The sequence below is a fragment of the Nocardia sp. NPDC059228 genome, from assembly GCF_042754245.1.
In the GTDB taxonomy this organism is placed as follows: domain Bacteria; phylum Actinomycetota; class Actinomycetes; order Mycobacteriales; family Mycobacteriaceae; genus Nocardia.
The window spans coordinates 33,732-50,868 of the sequence record NZ_JBHZAL010000005.1 but is presented as its reverse complement, the minus strand read 5'-3'; the positions used below and the strand labels follow the sequence as shown (position 1 = coordinate 50,868).

The window sequence follows — 17,137 nt, the reverse complement described above, 5'->3', positions numbered from 1 at the left end:
CAACATCACCTACGTCCTGAAGGCGTGGGGCCTGGCCTGATTCGCCCCACAACGCACGAAACCGCCTCCTCGGAGGCGGTTTTCGCGTATGCGGGCAGGGCTATGCGGGATGGCCGCGGTGCTCGGCCCATTCGCGGGACAGGATGGACATGACGGTCGCGTCGATCCACTCGTCGCCGTAGCGCAGGGATTCGCGCAGGACGCCCTCGGGACGGAAGCCGGCCTTCTCGTAGGCACGGCGAGCGCGCGGGTTGAAGGCATAGACCTCCAGGGAGATTCGGTGCAGGCCGAGCTTCTCGAACCCGTAGCCGACGATCAGCCGCGTCGCCTCGGTGCCCAGCCCGCGGCCCTGGCCATCGGGGCCGATCAGGATGCGGAAGTTGCAGCTGCCATTGCCGGGATCCCACCGATTGAGGACGGCCTCCCCGACACAGCGGCCGGTCGCGATGTCGGCAATGGCCAAATCGAGGCGGTCGGGCCGGGTTTCGCGTGTGGCGTACCAGTCGCGCAAGCGCTCGTACTCGGCCGGATCCTCCGGCACGGACTCGGTGGTCTCCTGGTGAACGCTGCCGGTCAGCCGCCGGACGTCGGGATCGCGCAGGGCCGCGAGGATGGCGTCGAGGTCTTCGGGAATGAACGGCCGCAGGAGAACTTTCGTGCCGGTCAGGGTGGGCTTGATCGAAAAGTCGGCGGATTCGAACACCGGTGAATTATCGCGCCGAGATCAATAGAGTCGGCGAATGGCCAGTTCACCCTCGGAGACGTCGCCGGCCACGCTCGCCGACGTCCTGCCGTCCGTCGCCGCGTCCTTCGGGCTCGACCAGCGCAATCCGCTGGCCCTCGCACCCAACCGGGATGTGGTGGTGCTGCTGATCGACGGTCTCGGCGCGGAACTTCTCGCCCGCCACGCCGACAGCGCACCCACCCTGGCCGCGCACGTCCGCACCACCCTCACCGCGGGCTTTCCCGCCACCACCGCGACCAGTCTCGCCAGCCTCGCCCTCGGCGCGCCCTGCGCGACACACGGCATCATCGGCTACAGCTTCGCCCTGCCCGACCGCGATCGTCTCCGCCTGCTGAATGCGCTGCGCTGGAGTTTCGACAGCGCGACCGGCGAGGACGCCCGCGACGCCTACCCGCCGGAGTCGGTGCAGCCGCACACCAGCCGCCTGGAGGACCTCGCCGCCCACGGCGTCGAGCTGCACTACGTGATCCCCGCCTTCCAGCGCACCTCCGGTCTGACCCGGGCCGCCTTCCGTGCGCCGGGCACCCTGCACCCGGCCGTCACCCTCGACGAGCTGCGCGCCGGAATCCTCGCTGTCGCACGGCATTCCGGCACGAAGTCCCGTTTCGCCTACGCCTATTTCCCCGATCTCGATGCGAACGGTCACCTGTACGGACCCGAATCGCCGCAGTGGCTGGCCGTGCTCCGCGATATCGACGCCTGCCTCGCCGGCCTGCTCGCCGAGCTCCCCTCCACCTGCACGGTGCTGATCACCGGCGATCACGGAATGATCCACGTGGACACCGTCATCGATCTGGACGTGCGGCCCGTGCTGCATCGCGACGTCCGGCTGATCGGCGGCGAGGCGCGGGTCCGCCACATCTACCTCGAGCGCCCCGAAGCCCTGGCCGACGCCCACGCCGCGTGGACCGCCGAACTGTCCACGCACGCAACGGTCGTGACCCGCGAGCAGGCGCTCGACGAGCACTGGTTCGGCCCGACCCCGCCCACACCGGTGATCACCTCCCGCATCGGCGATCTCATCGCCGTCGCCGAGGGTGCCGCGGTCCTGGTTCGCCCCGCCCTCGAGCCCCTGGAGTCCGCCCTCGTGGGTCACCACGGCGCCCGCACCTCGGCCGAGCAACTCGTCCCCCTCATCGTCACACCCTGATGTCGAGTGGGTGCGGCGCTCGCTGCAGCACTCAGGTGCGCAGTAGCGCGGTCTGGACCTTGCGCAGGCGGTCCACATCGCCGCGGAAGCCGGCCACGGCGTCGTTGTAGAGGAACGCCTCCCACAGCCGGACCAGGGCGTAGGCCAGGGTGTCGCGCTCGATGGGAGGCTGGTAGCCCTCGGATTCGGCGCGCTCGATGAACCGCTCCACCAGGGCCACCGCGGTCTGGTGCACGATTCCGTCACCGCGGGTGATCAGGCGCAGGGCCGCGGTCGATTCATTGTCGAAATACGAACGCAGCGCGTCGTTCTCGACCAGCAGATCGATGGTCCGGTTGAGCGCCGCGGTGAGCCGTTCTCCGCCCGCCCCGCGGGAGCGGCGGTCGGCATGGGCCACGACCCGCTCCAGCTGCCGCGCCACGGCCGCGCCCAGCAGGCCGTCCCGGGATCCGAACCAGCGGTAGATGCTCGCGCGGCCCACCCCCAGCTGAGCGGCAATGGCATTGACGTCCACCCTTTTTCCGTTCAGGAACACGGCGATGGCGGCTTCGAGCACATCGTCGCGGCTGGCCGAGGCGGGCCGGCCCGGTGCTCTGGTTCCCTCCGCGCGTGTCACGCGGACAGCTTGGGGGCCAGGTGTGCCGACAGTGTGCGGGCGGTGGCCACCCGCCCCAGGGTGAGGGCCTGCTGGAGCACCCCGGGATCGCGGTCGATGCGCCCGATATCGGGCGCGTTGTGTGGCGGGCGGATCTGCAGCACGGCCGGATCGGAGTCGAAGTCCCGCTCGTCGCTGTGGTGTCGCTGGACCCGATCGAGCCACGGTCCGACCGTCCCCGGCGCGTGCCGGGACAGGAAGCGGGCCACCACCCGGGATTCCAGACCCGAAGGGGGACGCATGGTTTCGCCGGCGCGGCGGGTGCGCAGCACCAGGACGCGGGTCGCGCCCTGCGTCAATGCCGTTCGCACCGGGACGGATTCGGAGAGCCCGGCATCGACATACCGGCGCGCGCCGATCCGCACCGGCCGTCCGGCCAGGATCGGCAGGCAGGTCGAGGCCCGCAGCGCCGTCTGCACCGAGCGCACATCGCTGAGCTCCGGATGCAGATCGACGGCCGCGCCGGTGTCGGCGTCGGTGGCGATGGGGTGGAAGGTGATCGAATTGGCGAGGATCGCAGGGAAGTCCATGGGCACGATGCGCTCGTACACGGTGTGCACCAGGTACTCGGTATCGACCACGCGGCCGCCGCGCAGGGCGCGCGCCGGATTGATCACGCGGTTGATCACCTCGGGATTCCAGGCCCGCCGCGAATCCACCGCGCGCCCGCACAGCAGCCAGGCGGCGTTCAGCGCGCCCGCCGACGCCCCGTACACCGCGTCGAAGCAGGGCAGGATGCCCAATTCCTCGATGGCCATGGCCATGCCGTGCGAGTACGCGCCGCGCGAGGAGCCGCCCTCGATGACGAGGGCCAGCCGATGTGAGTCCGTGCGCTGCCCGGGCGCGCTGCCCTCGCGATGCCGGTGGGCGATGAGCTCGCCGACGCCGAGTGTGCGGTCGTGGTCGGGCACGGAGGGCTCCCTGGGATGTCGGTGGTGTGCGCGGCCGTTCGAGTATACGACCCTATTTGAGACAATGGTGTCTCTGTGTATCATATCCGGCGATGGCGTGGGTAGCCATGAACCTGGAGGTCAACGCATGCAACTAGCGCTCACCGACGACGAGCTCGCCTTCCGCGACGAGCTGCGCGCGTTCTATCGGAGCGAGATCCCGGCCGACATCCGCAACCGGCAGCGGCACGGCCAGGAACTGAGCAAGGACGACATCGTCACCACCCAGCGCATCCTCAACGCGCACGGGCTGGCCACCCCGAACTGGCCGGTGGAATGGGGCGGCAAGGACTGGACCCCCATCCAGCGTCATATCTGGCACGACGAGATGCAGCTGGCCTCGGTGCCCGAACCGCTCACCTTCAATGCCAATATGATCGGCCCGGTCATCGCGCACTTCGGCTCCCAGGAGCTCAAGGAGCGCTTCCTGCCGCCCACCGCCAATCTCGACATCTGGTGGTGCCAGGGCTTTTCCGAGCCCGAGGCGGGCTCGGACCTGGCCTCGCTGCGCACCGTCGCGGTCCGCGACGGCGACAGCTACGTGATCAACGGCCAGAAGACCTGGACCACCGCCGCCCAGTCCGCGGACTGGATGTTCTGCCTGGCGCGCACCAACCCGGACGCGCCCAAGAAGCAGGCCGGCATCTCCATGCTGCTGTTCCCGCTCGACACCCCCGGCGTGACCGTGCGGCCGATCAAGCTCATCGACGGCGGCCACGAGGTCAACGAGGTGTTCCTGGAGAACGTCCGGGTGCCCGCGAATCAGCTTGTCGGCGAGGAGAATCAGGGCTGGACCTACGCCAAGTTCCTGCTCGGCAACGAGCGCACCGGCATCGCCGCGGTCGGCCAGACCAAGGTGAAACTGTGGCTGGCCAAGGAGCACGCCAAGCAGACCCGCCTGGGCGAGAAGACCCTGCTCGAGGATCAGCTCTTCGCGACCCGCCTCGCCGAGCTCGAAAACGAGCTGCTGGCACTGGAACTGGTGCAGCTGCGGGTGGCCGCGGGCTCGGCCGACGGCAAGCCCAATCCGGTCTCCTCGATTCTCAAGCTGCGCGGCACCGAACTCCAGCAGGCAGTCACCGAACTGCTGGTCGACATCGCCGGACCGGATTCCGTTGCGCGCGAGGACGAGTCGGATCCCGACTGGGCCCGCCGCAGCACGGCCACCTACCTGAACTACCGCAAGACATCGATCTACGGAGGATCCAACGAGGTGCAGCGCGGCATCATCGCCTCGACGATCCTCGGACTGTGAGGCAGCACCATGGATTTCGATCTCACCCCCGAACAGGACATGCTGCGCGACACCGTGCGTGACGTGCTGTCCCGCGGCTACACCCCCGAGCGCCGCAACGACATCGTCGGCACCGAACTCGGCTGGGATACCGGGATCTGGGCCACCTTCGCCGAAATCGGCCTGCTCGGACTGACTTTCGCCGAGGAGGACGGCGGCATGGGCGCCGGGCCCATCGAGGCCATGCTGGTCATGACCGAGATCGGCCGCGCCCTGGCCCCCGAACCCGTGCTGGACTGCGCACTGCTGCCGGGCGGGCTCGTCTCCGCCGTCGGCGCCGACGCACAGCGCAAGGACCTGCTGCCGCGCATCGCCGAGGGGGAGCTCAAGCTCGCCTTCGCGCACGACGAGCCGGGGCTGCGCTGGCCCGCCACCGAGACCGCCACCCAGGCGGTGCGGCAGCCGGACGGCTGGCGCATCACCGGCCGCAAACACCCGGTCTCCCACGGTGATTGCGCCGATCTGCTCATCGTGAGCGCGGCACTCGATGACGGTATCGGGCTGTTTCTCGTCGATCCCGCCGACCCGGGCGTGCGGCGCACCGCCTACGCCACCCACGACGGGCAGCGCGGCGCGGACATCGCATTCGACGGCGCGGTGGCCGAACCGCTCGGCGAGCCGGTCGATGCCGCCGCCGCCATCCAGGCCGCCCTGGCCGGGGCGCAGGCCGCGCTGTGCGCCGAGGCCATCGGCGCGATGGAGGAGTCCCTGCGGCTCACCGCGGAATACCTGAAGACGCGCAAGCAGTTCGGGGTGCCGCTGCGCACCTTCCAGACGCTGACCCAGCGCGCCGCCGACATGTACGTGTCGCTGGAACTGGCCCGCGGCATGAGCATGTACGCGTCCATGTCGCTGGCCGACGGCATCGTCGATCCGGTCGTCGCCTCCCGCGCCAAACTGCGGATCGGGCGCTCCGCCCGGCACATCGGGCAGGAGGCCATCCAGATGCACGGCGGCATCGGCATGACCGACGAATACCCCGTCGGCCACTACACCGCGCGGCTCACCGCCATCGAGCACACCCTCGGTGACTCCACCGACCACCTGCGCTACCTCGGCGGGTACGTGGCCGATTACCAGATGGTCGAAATCTGATGCACATTCGCGGCGCGGTCCTCGAGGAGATCGGACGCGAGCGGCCCTACGCGCAGTCGCGGCCGATCAGCGTGTGCCGGCTCGAACTCGGCGATCCCGGGCCCACCGAGGTGCTGGTCGCCATCGAGGCGGCCGGGCTGTGCCACTCGGATCTGAGTGTGGTGGACGGCAATCGGCCCCGCCCGCTGCCCATGCTGCTCGGACACGAGGCCGCGGGCACCGTGCTGGCGGTCGGCGAGCGGGTCGCCGATCTGCTCATCGGACAGCGAGTGGTCATGTCCTTCCTGCCGCGCTGCGAAGAGTGCGACGCGTGCGCGCGGGACGGGCAGCTGCCCTGCACCGCGGGCACCCGCGCCAATACCGCCGGTGAACTGCTGCACCATGCCGGGCACCTGTCGCGCGGCGGCGACCGGGTGCGGCATCACCTGGGCGTCTCCGGCTTCGCCACACACGCCGTGGTGGACCGGGCCTCCCTGGTGCCGGTCGGCAACTCGGTGCCGCCGGAGATCGCGGCACTGTTCGGGTGCGCGGTGCTGACCGGCGGCGGGGCGGTACTGAACGTGGCCGATCCGCGTCCGCAGGACAGCCTCATGGTGGTCGGGCTCGGCGGCGTCGGGATGGCCGCCCTGCTGACCGCGAAAGCCATTGGCGTGGAACGGCTCATCGCGGTGGATCGGCTGGCGGACAAACTCGCCATGGCGAAAGAACTCGGGGCCACCGAGACGTACACGCCGGAGCAGATCGCCGACCAGGGGATCCGGGCGCGGTACGTGGTGGAGTGCGCCGGGCATCCGGCCGCATTCGAAACCGCCTATACGGCAACCGAACCCGGCGGCATGACCATCACGGTCGGGCTGCCCGGGCCCAACTCGACGGTGACCCTGCCGCCGCTGAGCATCACCGCCGAGGCCCGCACCATCGTCGGCAGCTACCTGGGTTCCGCGGTACCGGCCCGGGATATTCCGCGCTACGAACAGATGTGGCGGGAAGGGCGGCTGCCGGTGGAGAAATTGATCACCTCTCGAATCGGGCTGGAGGAGATCAACGAAGCGTTGGATCTGCTGGCCGACGGAGCAGCGGTTCGCCAGATCATCGTGTTCGACCATTCCTGAATCGAGAGTGGCTGCACCGCAGTGAAAGACAGCGAAGACCCGGCGAGCCAACCTCTCGCCGGGTCTTCGCCCGGTTCCCACGTCGAATTCAGTTGGTCCGGGTCACCGCCGGCGGATTCCAGCTGCCGTCGACGATCTTCTGATCGGGCCAACGTCCAGCGGCCCCAGAATCGCGATGCGCACGCCGCGAGTCCGACACGCCGCCGACCCGTCTCCGAGTTCCGCTCGACCCCCCGAGCGGCCCGCGCGACGGTCACTGGATATTTAGGACGGGTCAGTGCGCCGTGGACAGTAGGCGGGGTCGCTGACGAGCCTCGTCCTCGGCGCAGGTGGTGGCCAGGGCGCGGCGGCGGTTGGTGCGGACGGCCGCGCTGAAGAGCTGGTATTCGGCCAAGGGGACGCAGACCTCGCGATAGGGATGTCGGTGCCCGACCCGGCGCTGCGGGCCCGGAATGACCACGCCGCGACGGGGATCGGGGCCGTCCTCCTGGGAGCGCACCCACTTCTGCAAGGTGCGGGAATCGATACTGGGCAGGTATTCCACCGCACGATCCCATTCCAGGCCCTCCACCTGCATCGGATCGGCGACCGCGGTGACGACAACGGCGTATGCCGTACCGACGGTGTTGTCCGCCATTGGATCTACCCCCTGTCCATGCTCGAGATCTCCGGCGTTGCGCGGGGAATGTTCAGGATACGTCGAAAGATCTTGCACTACTGAGTCTTTCGCTGTACCCACAGGTTGTTTGCGGGTACTCCACAGTCTCCGGTAGGCCGAATCGGCCAGGTGTCGGCGGAATTCCGGCGTTGTGGCTCCGGTTGCTCCGCGGGTGCGGTAGTGGCGCGAATCACGCCCCGCTTACGCCCCGGAATACCCCCGCCACCCCCTATGTTCAAGTGGTTGCCATATCCACCAAAATGGCAGCGACCCGAGGAGGACCCGTGCAGTTCGGAATTTTCAGCGTCGGTGACGTGACGATGGACCCCACCACCGGCCGTACCCCGACCGAGGCCGAGCGCATCCAGGCCATGGTCCGCATCGCCCTCAAGGCGGAAGAGGTCGGCCTCGACGTCTTCGCCACCGGCGAGCACCACAACCCGCCGTTCGTGCCGTCCTCGCCGACCACCATGCTCGGCTACATCGCGGCACAGACCGAGAAGCTCGTACTGTCCACCTCCACCACCCTCATCACCACCAACGACCCGGTGAAGATCGCCGAGGACTTCGCCATGCTGCAGCACCTGGCCGGCGGCCGGGTGGACCTCATGATGGGCCGCGGCAACACCGGACCCGTCTACCCGTGGTTCGGCAAGGACATTCGCGACGGCATCGCGCTCGCGGTGGAGAACTACCACCTGCTGCGCCGGCTGTGGCGCGAACAGCGCGTGGACTGGGAAGGCAAGTTCCGCACCCCGCTGCAGGGCTTCACCGCCACCCCCGCCCCGCTCGACGGCACCCCGCCGTTCGTGTGGCACGGCTCCATCCGCTCGCCCGAAATCGCCGAGCAGGCCGCCTATTACGGTGACGGCTTCTTCCACAACAACATCTTCTGGGACCAGCAGCACACCCGGCAGATGGTGAACCTGTACCGCCGCCGCTTCGAGCACTACGGGCACGGCGCCGCCGAACAGGCCATCGTCGGACTCGGCGGCCAGGTCTTCATGGCCGAGACCGAGGCCGAGGCCAAGCGGATCTTCCGCCCCTACTTCGACAATGCGCCCGTGTACGGGCACGGCCCGTCGATGGAGGAATTCACCGAACTGACCCCGCTCACCGTCGGCACTCCCGAGCAGGTCATCGAGCGCACCCTGGGCTTCGCCGACAATATCGGCGACTACCAGCGGCAGCTGTTCCTCATGGACCACGCCGGCCTCCCGCTGGACCTGGTCCTCGAACAGCTCGAGATCCTCGGCAAGGAGGTCGTTCCGGTGCTGCGCAAGGAATTCGAGGCGCGCCGCCCCGCCGGAGTGCCCAGCGATCCGCCCACCCACGCGTCGCTGGTCGCCGCCGGACCGGACGCCCCGCACCACCTGGTCGAGCCCGCCCGCGAGCGCCTGCTCGCCGAAAAGAACTGAGGACGAGCATGAGTCGCAAACTCGTAGTGCTGACCGCCGGGCTCTCACAGCCCTCCTCCACCCGGCTGCTCGCCGACCAGCTCGCCGCCGCGGTCACCGCGGCGGTGGGCGGGCGCGGGGAGAGCCTCGAGGTCGAGATCATCGAACTGCGGGAACTGGCAAGCGATCTCGCCACCACCATGACCACCGGCGGGCTGCCCACGCCCGCGGTGGCCGCGGCCCGGCAGCAGGTCTCCGACGCCGACGGCATCATCGCGGTGACACCGGTGTTCACGGCCAGCTACAGCGGCCTGTTCAAGATGTTCATCGACGTGCTCGACACCGATGCGCTCAATGGCATGCCGGTCCTGATCGCCGCCACCGCGGGCACCGCCCGGCATTCGCTGGTGCTCGATCACGCCATGCGTCCGCTGTTCACCTACCTGCGGTCCGTGGTGGTACCGACCGGCGTCTTCGCCGCCACCGAGGACTTCGGCTCCACCGGGCTGGCCGAGCGCATCCACCGCGCGGCCGCCGAACTGGCCCAGCTCATGGTCGCCGAACCCACGGGCGTCCAGGGCTTTCTGCAGGACGAGCCGGTCCACCGTCGCAGCTCGGGCAACGGCGTCGGCGCGGTGCGCCCGTTCAGCGAGCTGCTGGCCGGGCACGCCGGAGACGGGCGGTAGCTGATCGGCCGCTGGGTAGCATGAGCGCATGGCCGAGGAAATACTGCCCGCCATCCCGCTCGACTCGTGGCGGCCCACCAAGGAACTCCTGCACCGCTACGCCCAGGTCATCGGAAAGGTGGCGCTGGCCAAGGGCATCAGACGCAACCACTGGTGGCACCTGACCTACCGGCTGACCGCCCGCGGCTGGACCACCGTCCCGCTCGGCACCGCCACCGAGGGCCCGGTCTTCACCTGCTCCTTCGACTTCTTCGACCACGTGCTGCGGATCTGCAACGACCGCGGCACGGAGGAGGAGGTCCCGCTCGCGGGCCAGTCGGTGGCGAGCTTCTACGTCGAGGCCAGGAACGCGCTGCGCAACCTCGGCGTCGAGGTGGTCCTGGCCCACCCCACCCCCTTCGACCTGCCCGACCATGGCCGGCCCTTCGACGAGGACGAAGAACACCGCACCTACGACCCGGACGCCGCCCGGCACGCGTTCCACGTACACAGCCAGGTCGGGCGCATCCTGGAAGAATTCAGCGCCACCTACTCCGGCAAGATCAGCCCGGTCCAGCTGTTCTGGCACACCTTCGACCTGTCCGTGCAGCGCTTCTCCGACCGCAAGATCCCGATGCCCGACAGCGTGGATCCGGTCACCCGCGAGGCGTACTCCCGGGAGGTGATCAGCGCCGGATTCTGGTTCGGCGACGACAAGACCCCCGCCCCGACCTTCTACTCCTACACCGCGCCCGAGCCCGCCGGACTCAGCGATCGGCCGCTCCGGCCGGCCGAGGCCCGCTGGGTGGTCTCCGGGTCCGGCCACAACGCCTACCTGCCCTACGACGACGTCCGTACCAAGGCCGACCCCGTCGGCACCGCCCTGGACTTCTTCCAATCCCAATACGAGGCCGGATCGAGTCTCGCGGGCTGGGACGCGGTCGGTCTGGCCTGCGACAATGGCATCACCGACCCCGTGCTCACCTCGCCACGGCTGGGTTGGCCGGAATAACTCGGTGCCTCGAATCGTCTCTCCGACATAGTGTGTTGGAGAGGGAGATGCGGAGGACTCACCATGGGGAGAGGGCCCGTGAGACTTTCGCATGTGGAGAAAAGGGGTCCAGATGCGTGAGCAACGCATACCGAATCCGACGTTGACCGCGTATCGGGAAACCACCTTCACCGCCGGGCCCAGTACCCGTGTCGGCCTGATGGGCGCGCTGGTCCTGGGCAGCGTGATCCTGGTCTGGGCAGCCGAGCGGGCCTCCCGCGAGGGCAATGACCACGGCTGGTTCGTGGCGGTGTCCTTCGCCGGGCTGTTCGTGGCCCGCGGGCTGTACCTGCGCCGCCCCATCACCCTGCCGCACCTCACCTACGCGGCGCTGACCCTGGTGGTCTCGAACTTCAGCTATCGCACCGACCACCCGGTGGTCGGCTTCGTCTTCCTCGCCGCCAGCGGCGCCATCCTGGTGCTGCCGCAGGGCAGCAAACCGCAGCCCGAGCAGCTGCCCCGGGTGGCCGAACTGGTCCGGCGCAGCCAGGGCGATCCGCTGGCCCCCTTCGCGCTGCACTCGTCCAAGACCTACTACTTCAACGAGAACGGCTCCGCCGCCATCGCCTACCGGGCCCGGCTCGGAATCGCGGTCGTCTCCGGCGATCCGATCGGCGACCCCGGCCGGTTCCCCGAATTGCTTACCGAATTCTCGCTCTTCGCGGGCAGCCACGGCTGGCGCATCGCGGTCCTGGGCGCCAGCCCGGAGGTCACCGAGATCTGGCAGCGGCGGGCGGTGGACCATCGCGGGCTGCGTGCCATCGCCGTCGGCCGGGACGTGATCGTCGATGTCGACCGCTTCGACATGGTCGGCCGCAAGTACCGCAACCTGCGGCAGGCGGTGAGCCGCACCAAGAACTTCGGCGTCACCACCGAGATCCTCCCCGAGGTCGCACTCACCGAACCCCAGCGCGAAACGCTGCTGGCCATCGTCGACGAGTGGGGGAACGGGCGGCAGACCCGCGGCTTCTCCATGATCCTCGACCACCTGCTCGACGGCCGGCACCCCGGCATGCTGGTGGTGATCGCCCGCGACGCCGACGGCCAGGTGGTGGGATTCCAGCGCTACGGCGCCTCCGGCAACGGCCAGGACCTCAGCCTGGACGTGCCGTGGCGGCGGCGCGACGCACCCAACGGGCTCGACGAGCGCATGATCGTGGACCTGGTGGAGTACGCGCGCGAACACGGGATCAAGCGAATCTCGCTGGCCTTCGCGGCGTTTCCGGAGATCTTCGCCGACAAGCACCGGTCGCGGACCATGCAGACGGTGTATCTCGCGGTGCGGCTGGGCGATCCGCTCATCCGGCTGGAATCGCTGTACCGATTCCTGCGCAAGTTCAACGCCTTCGGCGATCAGCGCTATGTCCTGATCCGCTGGCGCGAGGTCCTGATCGCCGCGCTGGCATTGCTCACCCTGGAGTTCGTCCCCCACCGCAAGCAGTACTAGCCACCTCTCGGGCTCTCACCGCAGGAAGTCGACCAGAGCCGCGGAGAAGGCGGGGTTGGCGACGGCGGCGAGGTGATCGCCGGGGACCACCACACAGGTGGCATCGGGCAGGGCGGCGGCGAGGCGTTCCGGTTCGGCCGCGAACGGATCGTTGTCGCCCGCCAGCACCAGGGTGGGAATGGTGACGCCCGACAGGGATTCGATCGGGGCCGCACGCAATCCGGCGGCGAGCATCGCGATCGCGTCGCGGTCCGCGCCCAGGGCGTCGGCCAGGATGCGGAACATGCGAGCCTGGGGGACCGCACCGGAGCCGTCACCGGACATCGCGGTCGTGAGGTCCGCGGCGTCGATGACGCGCCAGTCGATTCCGCCGCAGTCCACCACACCGCTGCCGATGCCGCCGATGGCCAGCCGCTCCACCCGCTTGTCGGCGCCCGCGACCAGCAGCGAGATGATCGCGCCCATCGAATAGCCGGCCAGCGCGACGCGATCCAGCCCGAGTTCGTCGAACAGTGCGCGCAGGTCGTCGGCCATGGCCTGCCACGAGTAACGGGCCGGGTCGTGCGGCTTCTCGGAGCGGCCGTGGCCGCGCGCATCCAGCGAGATGACGTGACGGCCCGCCCGCTGCAGCGCCGAGACCACGCCCACACTCATCCAATTGGCATTGGTGTCGGCCACGATTCCGTGCTGCAGCACCACTGGAACTCCCTCGCCCTCCCACACGCGGTAGTTGAGCTCCAAGCCGTCCCAGGTGGTGAATTTCGCCATGGCCGCGATGCTATCGGTGCGATTCGATCATGCGACAGTCTTCGCGCCGAACGCCCGCGCACCGCGCTCATCGACGAGACGAGCACCAGGTGCCCGGCCTTCCCGAACCGTGGTCACCCGAACGAGCCCGTACTGGGCCGCGCGGGCTGCAGGTGCCAGGCGCCGCAGCTCTCGGTCGAGAACCCCACATCGGTCGCCTTGATCTCCACCGTGATCGGCTTCGTCCGGGTGAAGTCGCTGGCGATGATGTAGTAGTTCGGGTCCGGGTAGTCGCCCGGCTGCTGGATCTTCCACAGTCGCCGCCAGAAGCACGCGCCGGCGCCCGGATCAGGCGTCCCGTCGGCGATATAGGTGCCCGGCTCGATATCCACATTGACCAGATATGTCCCGTCCACCGTGATATCGGTGGCCGGTTCGGCGGCCGCGATTCCGGTTGCGGCCATTGTCAGCGCGGAAGCGAATGCTCCCGCGACCATGAGCGCGCCTGCACGCACGGTGTTCCTCCCTGAGCAGCTCTCTGCACCGCACGGTTCCCGGCGTGCGGTGTCGGGAGAGATCCCCGCATCTCCCGGGGGAGGGTCTATCAGAAATTCCGGTCTGTTTGCGGGAAATCGGTTGGTTTCGGGGAATTCACAAACTCGAGCGATGCCCTTTCGGCTCCCGCGACGATATTCAAACATGGGAAGTCTTCGCCCGGTCAGCACCGGCTGCGCCGACCACTGCGCCCGGCTGTGCACCGACACAGGCCTGGCGGCCGTCCTGGCCGCCGACCGCGGCCTGCTGCACTGGCGGGCCATGAGCCGCCTCGGCGACCCGGGCCTCGCCGAACACGCCGTGCAGGAGACCCTGTTGCGGGCGTGGCGCGCCTGCGCCAGCTACGACCCGGATCGGGGCAGCGTGCGCACCTGGCTGCTCACCATCGAACGCAATGTGCTCATCGATACCGCCCGCTTCCGGGCCGCCCGCCCCGGCGACACCAGCTGGGACCAGATCGGGGAGCAGGCCGAGAACCGCTGCGCCCGCCCCGACTTCACCGAGGCGCTGGCCGATGGGATGCTGGTCGCCGACCTGCTGGACCAGCTGCCGCCGCCGCAGCGCGACGCCATCGTGCAGGTGATCCTGCGTGATCGCGCCTACCAGGATGTGGCCGCCGACCTGGGCATACCGGTCGGCACCGTCAAGACCCGGGTGCACTACGCCCTGCGCTCGCTGCGCCGATTGCCGATCAGCGCGTGACCCGACGCCGGAGGAGGTAGTTTGCCGGCGGCCGCAGGCATGTCGCGGACAGGTGAACCCACGGACCCCCTCCACACGTCGAACAAGCAGCGGCCGATCCACATCGGCTCGGCCCTGAGCGAGGAGTTACCGATGACCGACACCACCCCGGCCCCCGGCGGGTTCCGCATGGACCGCCGGACCGCCCTGGCCACCACCGCGGTCGCCGCGACCGCGCTCACCGTGGCCGGTTGCAGCAGCACCTCCGACAAATCGGCTGCGGCCGCACCCAATCCGGCCCCCGCCAAGAACGATCCGGCCGCCGCCAAGAAACAGGGCAATGTCCTGGCCAATACCAGCGACGTTCCGGTCGGCGGCGGCATCATCAGCGGTGACACGGTGATCACCCAGCCCGTCGCCGGCACCTTCGACGGGTTCTCGTCCACCTGTACCCATCTGGGCTGCAAGGTGAATGCCGTCGAGGGCGGCCTGATCAAGTGCCCGTGCCACGGCAGCACATTCAACCTGGACGGCACGGTCGCCGGCGGGCCCGCGCCGCGCGCGCTGGACCCCAGGGCCATCGCCGTCGACGGGGATCAGATCGTCTCGGCCTGATCCCACCCGTCACCGAGCTCGACGCCGGGGAGAGTGTCGAGCCGCCCCGAGTTCTGCTCGGGGCGTGTCGAGCTACCTGCTCTCAGCACCGACCTGACCGCCCCCGCACGCCTCGAGCTGCGGGGGCGGGTTCTGTCCGGGCGCGTCGCCCGGGTGGGGGCTGCGAAGTGCGGGATAGTGGGCGCAGTGGTCTTTTGCCCATTGCGGCCGGTTGCGCCCAGGATGGTGATTTTCGGACGTCTGACCACTGGTAACGGTTCCATCACGAAGCTTGCCAGAAAGTAACTGGTGTTGCCAGAGTGAACAGCTGGGTCTGGTGTTACTAGTGGGAAGGGAGGGGCGCTCCGCCCCGAGCGCCGTCCGCTTATGAAGCCAAGCATCACTAAGGCCGGAATCTGCACCGCCGTCACCGCCGCGGCGATCACCACCGTGGCCGGGATCGTCCCGGTCGCCGCCCTGGCCGCTCCCGCGCTGCCGGAGCTGCCCCAGAAGCTCGCCGGGAAGACCATCTTCCTGGACCCGGGCCATCAGGGCGACAATCACACTCAGGATGAGAACAAGCAGGTCAGCGATGGTCGCGGTGGCACCAAGGCGTGCCAGACCACCGGCATGACCAGCCTGCACGGCATTGCCGAGCACACCATCAACTGGAATGTCGCGCAGCTGGTGCGCACCTCGCTCGAGGGCCTGGGCGCGCACGTGGTCATGAGTCGCCCCGACGACGCCGGCTGGGGTGGCTGCATCGACGATCGGGCCAAGGCCGCCAATGCCTCCGGCGCCGATATCGCCCTCAGCATCCACGCCGACAGCGGTCCCGCCGACGGGCACGGCTTCCACCTCATCGTGCCGGCGCTGCCCGTCGCCGACGCCAAGGTCAACGAGGTGCAGGGCGGCGCCGGGCTGACCGCCAGCAAGGCCATGCGAGATGCCTACGTGCAGAGCGGGTATCAGGTCGCCACCTACAACGGCGCGGTCGACGGACTCCAGACCCGCTCCGATATCGCCGGGCCCGCGCTGACCGCGGTGCCGGACGTATTCCTCGAAATGGGCAACGGCGCCAATGCCGAGGACGCGCAGCAGCTGGAATCCCCCGAGGGACAGCTCAAGCACGCCGTCACCATCACCACCGGGATCGCGTCCTACCTGCTCGGCGTGCCGGTGCCCGCCGACGCCGGGCCGGCGTCGGAGCCGGGAACGCTACCGGGACAACAGGTCCCGGCGCAGCCCGCCGAGCCGCAGCCGCAGCCCGCGCATGCCCCCGTCCCGGCGCCGGCGCCGCAGGCCGGTGCTCCTGTGGAACCGAATCCGGCGGCGGCACAACAGAATCCTGCTGCGGCGCAGACTCCGCAGGCGGTGGTTCCGCAGGCGCAGCCGGCCGTGGTGCCGGCGCAGGCACCCCAGGCCACCGTTCCGGCGACGCCCGCCCAGCCCGGGCAGGCTCCGGCCCAGGTGGGACAGGCCCCGGCGCAACCGGAGCCGACGCCCGCCCAGCAGGGGCAGACGTCGACGTTCCCGGAGCAGCTTCCCGGGTATACGGCGGCTCCTGCACCGTTGCAACTGAATCCGGCTCCGGCGCCACAGAATCCGGCGCCGGCGCAGCAGCCGGGTGAAGCGGCGCTCGAGGGCAGTCTGCAGGTCGCCCAGCAGCTCGCCGATCAGTTCCTGAAGACCTGGCTGCAGTCGCAGACACCGGGTACCCAGCCGCAGTCCGCGCCGCAGCCGGGCACGCCGCCGCAGACCGGCGCCCAGCCGCAGGCGGTGCAGCCCGCACCGCCTGCGCAGACCAAGCCCGTCGCGCTGCCGATCGCGGATCAGCGTGCGCCGCAACGGCAATCGCCGGGCACTACGGGCGGTCAGGGGACTCCGGCAGCGCCGGCCGTCCCGGGTACGCAGTCGACCCCGGGCGTGCAGGCCCCGGGTGCGCAGGTTCCGGGCGCGCAGGCCCCGGCGACCGACAAGAATTCCAAAACCACTCGGCTGAACGGGATTTCCGTGAGTTCGCTGGTGCAGCTGGCGGTCAAGTTCCTGGGCCCGCTCGCCAAGATGCTCACGGGCGATTCCGGTCTCGCTTCCGACGTGGTCAACCTGGCCTACAGCCTGGTGTCGGTGCTGAGCAGCACGTTGCTGAGCACGGCCACGAAGTAGTCCGTATCAGTGCGGTACGAATCGCCTCCGCTCCGAATCCTCGGGAGCGGGGGCGATTTTCGTCCACATCGCCCCATCCGAACCGCTCGGCATCCGGTATCCCGTATCGGGCGAACAGCCGACATCGGGCAAACATTCCGCGATCCGAAAGCGTGTAGGGCGACTCGCCATCGAC

Annotated in this window: 17 protein-coding genes; 11 read left to right on the top strand and 6 right to left on the bottom strand. The window is 69.3% G+C overall.

Features of this window, described 5'->3' with window-relative positions:
- Positions 1 to 100: 100 nt before the first annotated feature.
- Entirely contained in the window at positions 101 to 703 is a 603-nt protein-coding gene (locus ACFXKA_RS10475) for a GNAT family N-acetyltransferase (protein ID WP_379426959.1), read from the bottom strand.
- 37 nt (positions 704 to 740) lie between these two features.
- Here ACFXKA_RS10475 and ACFXKA_RS10470 point away from each other — a divergent pair, with 37 nt between their 5' ends.
- Positions 741 to 1,895, top strand: a complete 1,155-nt coding sequence (locus ACFXKA_RS10470; RefSeq protein WP_379426958.1) for an alkaline phosphatase family protein — start codon at positions 741 to 743, stop codon at positions 1,893 to 1,895.
- 31 nt (positions 1,896 to 1,926) lie between these two features.
- On the opposite strand, the gene ACFXKA_RS10465 is transcribed toward ACFXKA_RS10470, so the two are convergent.
- Positions 1,927 to 2,511 (bottom strand): QsdR family transcriptional regulator, encoded by a 585-nt coding sequence (locus ACFXKA_RS10465; protein WP_379426957.1) that lies wholly within the window; start codon positions 2,509 to 2,511, stop codon positions 1,927 to 1,929.
- On the bottom strand, positions 2,508 to 3,461 hold the full coding sequence (locus ACFXKA_RS10460) for a patatin family protein (protein WP_379426956.1): 954 nt from the start codon (positions 3,459 to 3,461) through the stop codon (positions 2,508 to 2,510). The genes ACFXKA_RS10465 and ACFXKA_RS10460 overlap by 4 nt, the downstream gene beginning before the upstream one ends.
- 127 nt (positions 3,462 to 3,588) lie before the next feature.
- Between ACFXKA_RS10460 and ACFXKA_RS10455 the strand changes: the two genes are divergently transcribed.
- The 3 genes from ACFXKA_RS10455 to ACFXKA_RS10445 are packed head-to-tail and all read left to right on the top strand — an operon-like array spanning position 3,589 to position 7,001.
- Positions 3,589 to 4,755, top strand: a complete 1,167-nt coding sequence (locus tag ACFXKA_RS10455; protein ID WP_354835524.1) for an acyl-CoA dehydrogenase family protein — start codon at positions 3,589 to 3,591, stop codon at positions 4,753 to 4,755.
- Between the two features lie 9 nt (positions 4,756 to 4,764).
- Positions 4,765 to 5,889: an acyl-CoA dehydrogenase family protein gene (locus ACFXKA_RS10450; protein WP_354835522.1), complete on the top strand. Its 1,125-nt coding sequence runs from the start codon at positions 4,765 to 4,767 to the stop codon at positions 5,887 to 5,889.
- Complete coding sequence (locus tag ACFXKA_RS10445; protein WP_354835519.1) at positions 5,889 to 7,001, top strand: zinc-binding dehydrogenase; 1,113 nt, start codon at positions 5,889 to 5,891, stop codon at positions 6,999 to 7,001. The genes ACFXKA_RS10450 and ACFXKA_RS10445 overlap by 1 nt, the downstream gene beginning before the upstream one ends.
- A 274-nt stretch (positions 7,002 to 7,275) precedes the next feature.
- On the opposite strand, the gene ACFXKA_RS10440 is transcribed toward ACFXKA_RS10445, so the two are convergent.
- The gene (locus ACFXKA_RS10440; RefSeq protein WP_379426955.1) at positions 7,276 to 7,638 is read right to left on the bottom strand and encodes a hypothetical protein; all 363 of its coding nucleotides are present in this window, start codon (positions 7,636 to 7,638) and stop codon (positions 7,276 to 7,278) included.
- 305 nt (positions 7,639 to 7,943) lie between these two features.
- Between ACFXKA_RS10440 and ACFXKA_RS10435 the strand changes: the two genes are divergently transcribed.
- The 4 genes from ACFXKA_RS10435 (at position 7,944) to ACFXKA_RS10420 (ending at position 12,219) form a co-directional block, all read left to right on the top strand.
- Positions 7,944 to 9,077 (top strand): LLM class flavin-dependent oxidoreductase, encoded by a 1,134-nt coding sequence (locus tag ACFXKA_RS10435; protein WP_379426954.1) that lies wholly within the window; start codon positions 7,944 to 7,946, stop codon positions 9,075 to 9,077.
- Positions 9,078 to 9,085: 8 nt separating this feature from the next.
- Entirely contained in the window at positions 9,086 to 9,742 is a 657-nt protein-coding gene (locus ACFXKA_RS10430; protein ID WP_354835505.1) for an FMN reductase, read from the top strand.
- Between the two features lie 28 nt (positions 9,743 to 9,770).
- A complete protein-coding gene (locus ACFXKA_RS10425; RefSeq protein WP_379426953.1) occupies positions 9,771 to 10,733 on the top strand; it encodes a DUF5996 family protein in 963 nt (320 codons plus the stop codon).
- A gap of 112 nt (positions 10,734 to 10,845) precedes the next feature.
- The gene (locus ACFXKA_RS10420) at positions 10,846 to 12,219 is read left to right on the top strand and encodes a phosphatidylglycerol lysyltransferase domain-containing protein (protein WP_354835501.1); all 1,374 of its coding nucleotides are present in this window, start codon (positions 10,846 to 10,848) and stop codon (positions 12,217 to 12,219) included.
- A 15-nt stretch (positions 12,220 to 12,234) separates the two neighbouring features.
- Here the strand turns inward: ACFXKA_RS10420 and ACFXKA_RS10415 are convergent, their stop codons facing one another.
- Both ACFXKA_RS10415 and ACFXKA_RS10410 read right to left on the bottom strand, forming a co-directional pair.
- Positions 12,235 to 12,987, bottom strand: a complete 753-nt coding sequence (locus tag ACFXKA_RS10415) for an alpha/beta fold hydrolase (protein ID WP_379426952.1) — start codon at positions 12,985 to 12,987, stop codon at positions 12,235 to 12,237.
- Between the two features lie 113 nt (positions 12,988 to 13,100).
- Positions 13,101 to 13,481 (bottom strand): hypothetical protein, encoded by a 381-nt coding sequence (locus ACFXKA_RS10410; RefSeq protein WP_379426951.1) that lies wholly within the window; start codon positions 13,479 to 13,481, stop codon positions 13,101 to 13,103.
- Between the two features lie 184 nt (positions 13,482 to 13,665).
- Here ACFXKA_RS10410 and ACFXKA_RS10405 point away from each other — a divergent pair, with 184 nt between their 5' ends.
- From ACFXKA_RS10405 to ACFXKA_RS10395, 3 genes are all read left to right on the top strand, one after another.
- The gene (locus tag ACFXKA_RS10405) at positions 13,666 to 14,223 is read left to right on the top strand and encodes a sigma-70 family RNA polymerase sigma factor (protein ID WP_379426950.1); all 558 of its coding nucleotides are present in this window, start codon (positions 13,666 to 13,668) and stop codon (positions 14,221 to 14,223) included.
- A 132-nt stretch (positions 14,224 to 14,355) separates the two neighbouring features.
- Positions 14,356 to 14,817, top strand: coding sequence for a ubiquinol-cytochrome c reductase iron-sulfur subunit (locus tag ACFXKA_RS10400; RefSeq protein WP_379426949.1), 462 nt, complete (start codon positions 14,356 to 14,358; stop codon positions 14,815 to 14,817).
- Positions 14,818 to 15,183: 366 nt separating this feature from the next.
- Entirely contained in the window at positions 15,184 to 16,962 is a 1,779-nt protein-coding gene (locus ACFXKA_RS10395) for an N-acetylmuramoyl-L-alanine amidase (RefSeq protein WP_379426948.1), read from the top strand.
- The last annotated feature ends 175 nt before the right edge of the window (positions 16,963 to 17,137 follow it).

Coding starts and splice junctions, on each gene's coding strand:
- ACFXKA_RS10470 (WP_379426958.1), top strand. CDS start 741: ATGGCCAGTTCACCCTCGGAGACGTCGCCGGCCACGCTCGCCGACGTC.
- ACFXKA_RS10455 (WP_354835524.1), top strand. CDS start 3,589: ATGCAACTAGCGCTCACCGACGACGAGCTCGCCTTCCGCGACGAGCTG.
- ACFXKA_RS10450 (WP_354835522.1), top strand. CDS start 4,765: ATGGATTTCGATCTCACCCCCGAACAGGACATGCTGCGCGACACCGTG.
- ACFXKA_RS10445 (WP_354835519.1), top strand. CDS start 5,889: ATGCACATTCGCGGCGCGGTCCTCGAGGAGATCGGACGCGAGCGGCCC.
- ACFXKA_RS10440 (WP_379426955.1), bottom strand. CDS start 7,638: ATGGCGGACAACACCGTCGGTACGGCATACGCCGTTGTCGTCACCGCG.
- ACFXKA_RS10430 (WP_354835505.1), top strand. CDS start 9,086: ATGAGTCGCAAACTCGTAGTGCTGACCGCCGGGCTCTCACAGCCCTCC.
- ACFXKA_RS10425 (WP_379426953.1), top strand. CDS start 9,771: ATGGCCGAGGAAATACTGCCCGCCATCCCGCTCGACTCGTGGCGGCCC.
- ACFXKA_RS10420 (WP_354835501.1), top strand. CDS start 10,846: ATGCGTGAGCAACGCATACCGAATCCGACGTTGACCGCGTATCGGGAA.
- ACFXKA_RS10415 (WP_379426952.1), bottom strand. CDS start 12,987: ATGGCGAAATTCACCACCTGGGACGGCTTGGAGCTCAACTACCGCGTG.
- ACFXKA_RS10405 (WP_379426950.1), top strand. CDS start 13,666: ATGGGAAGTCTTCGCCCGGTCAGCACCGGCTGCGCCGACCACTGCGCC.
- ACFXKA_RS10400 (WP_379426949.1), top strand. CDS start 14,356: ATGACCGACACCACCCCGGCCCCCGGCGGGTTCCGCATGGACCGCCGG.
- ACFXKA_RS10395 (WP_379426948.1), top strand. CDS start 15,184: ATGAAGCCAAGCATCACTAAGGCCGGAATCTGCACCGCCGTCACCGCC.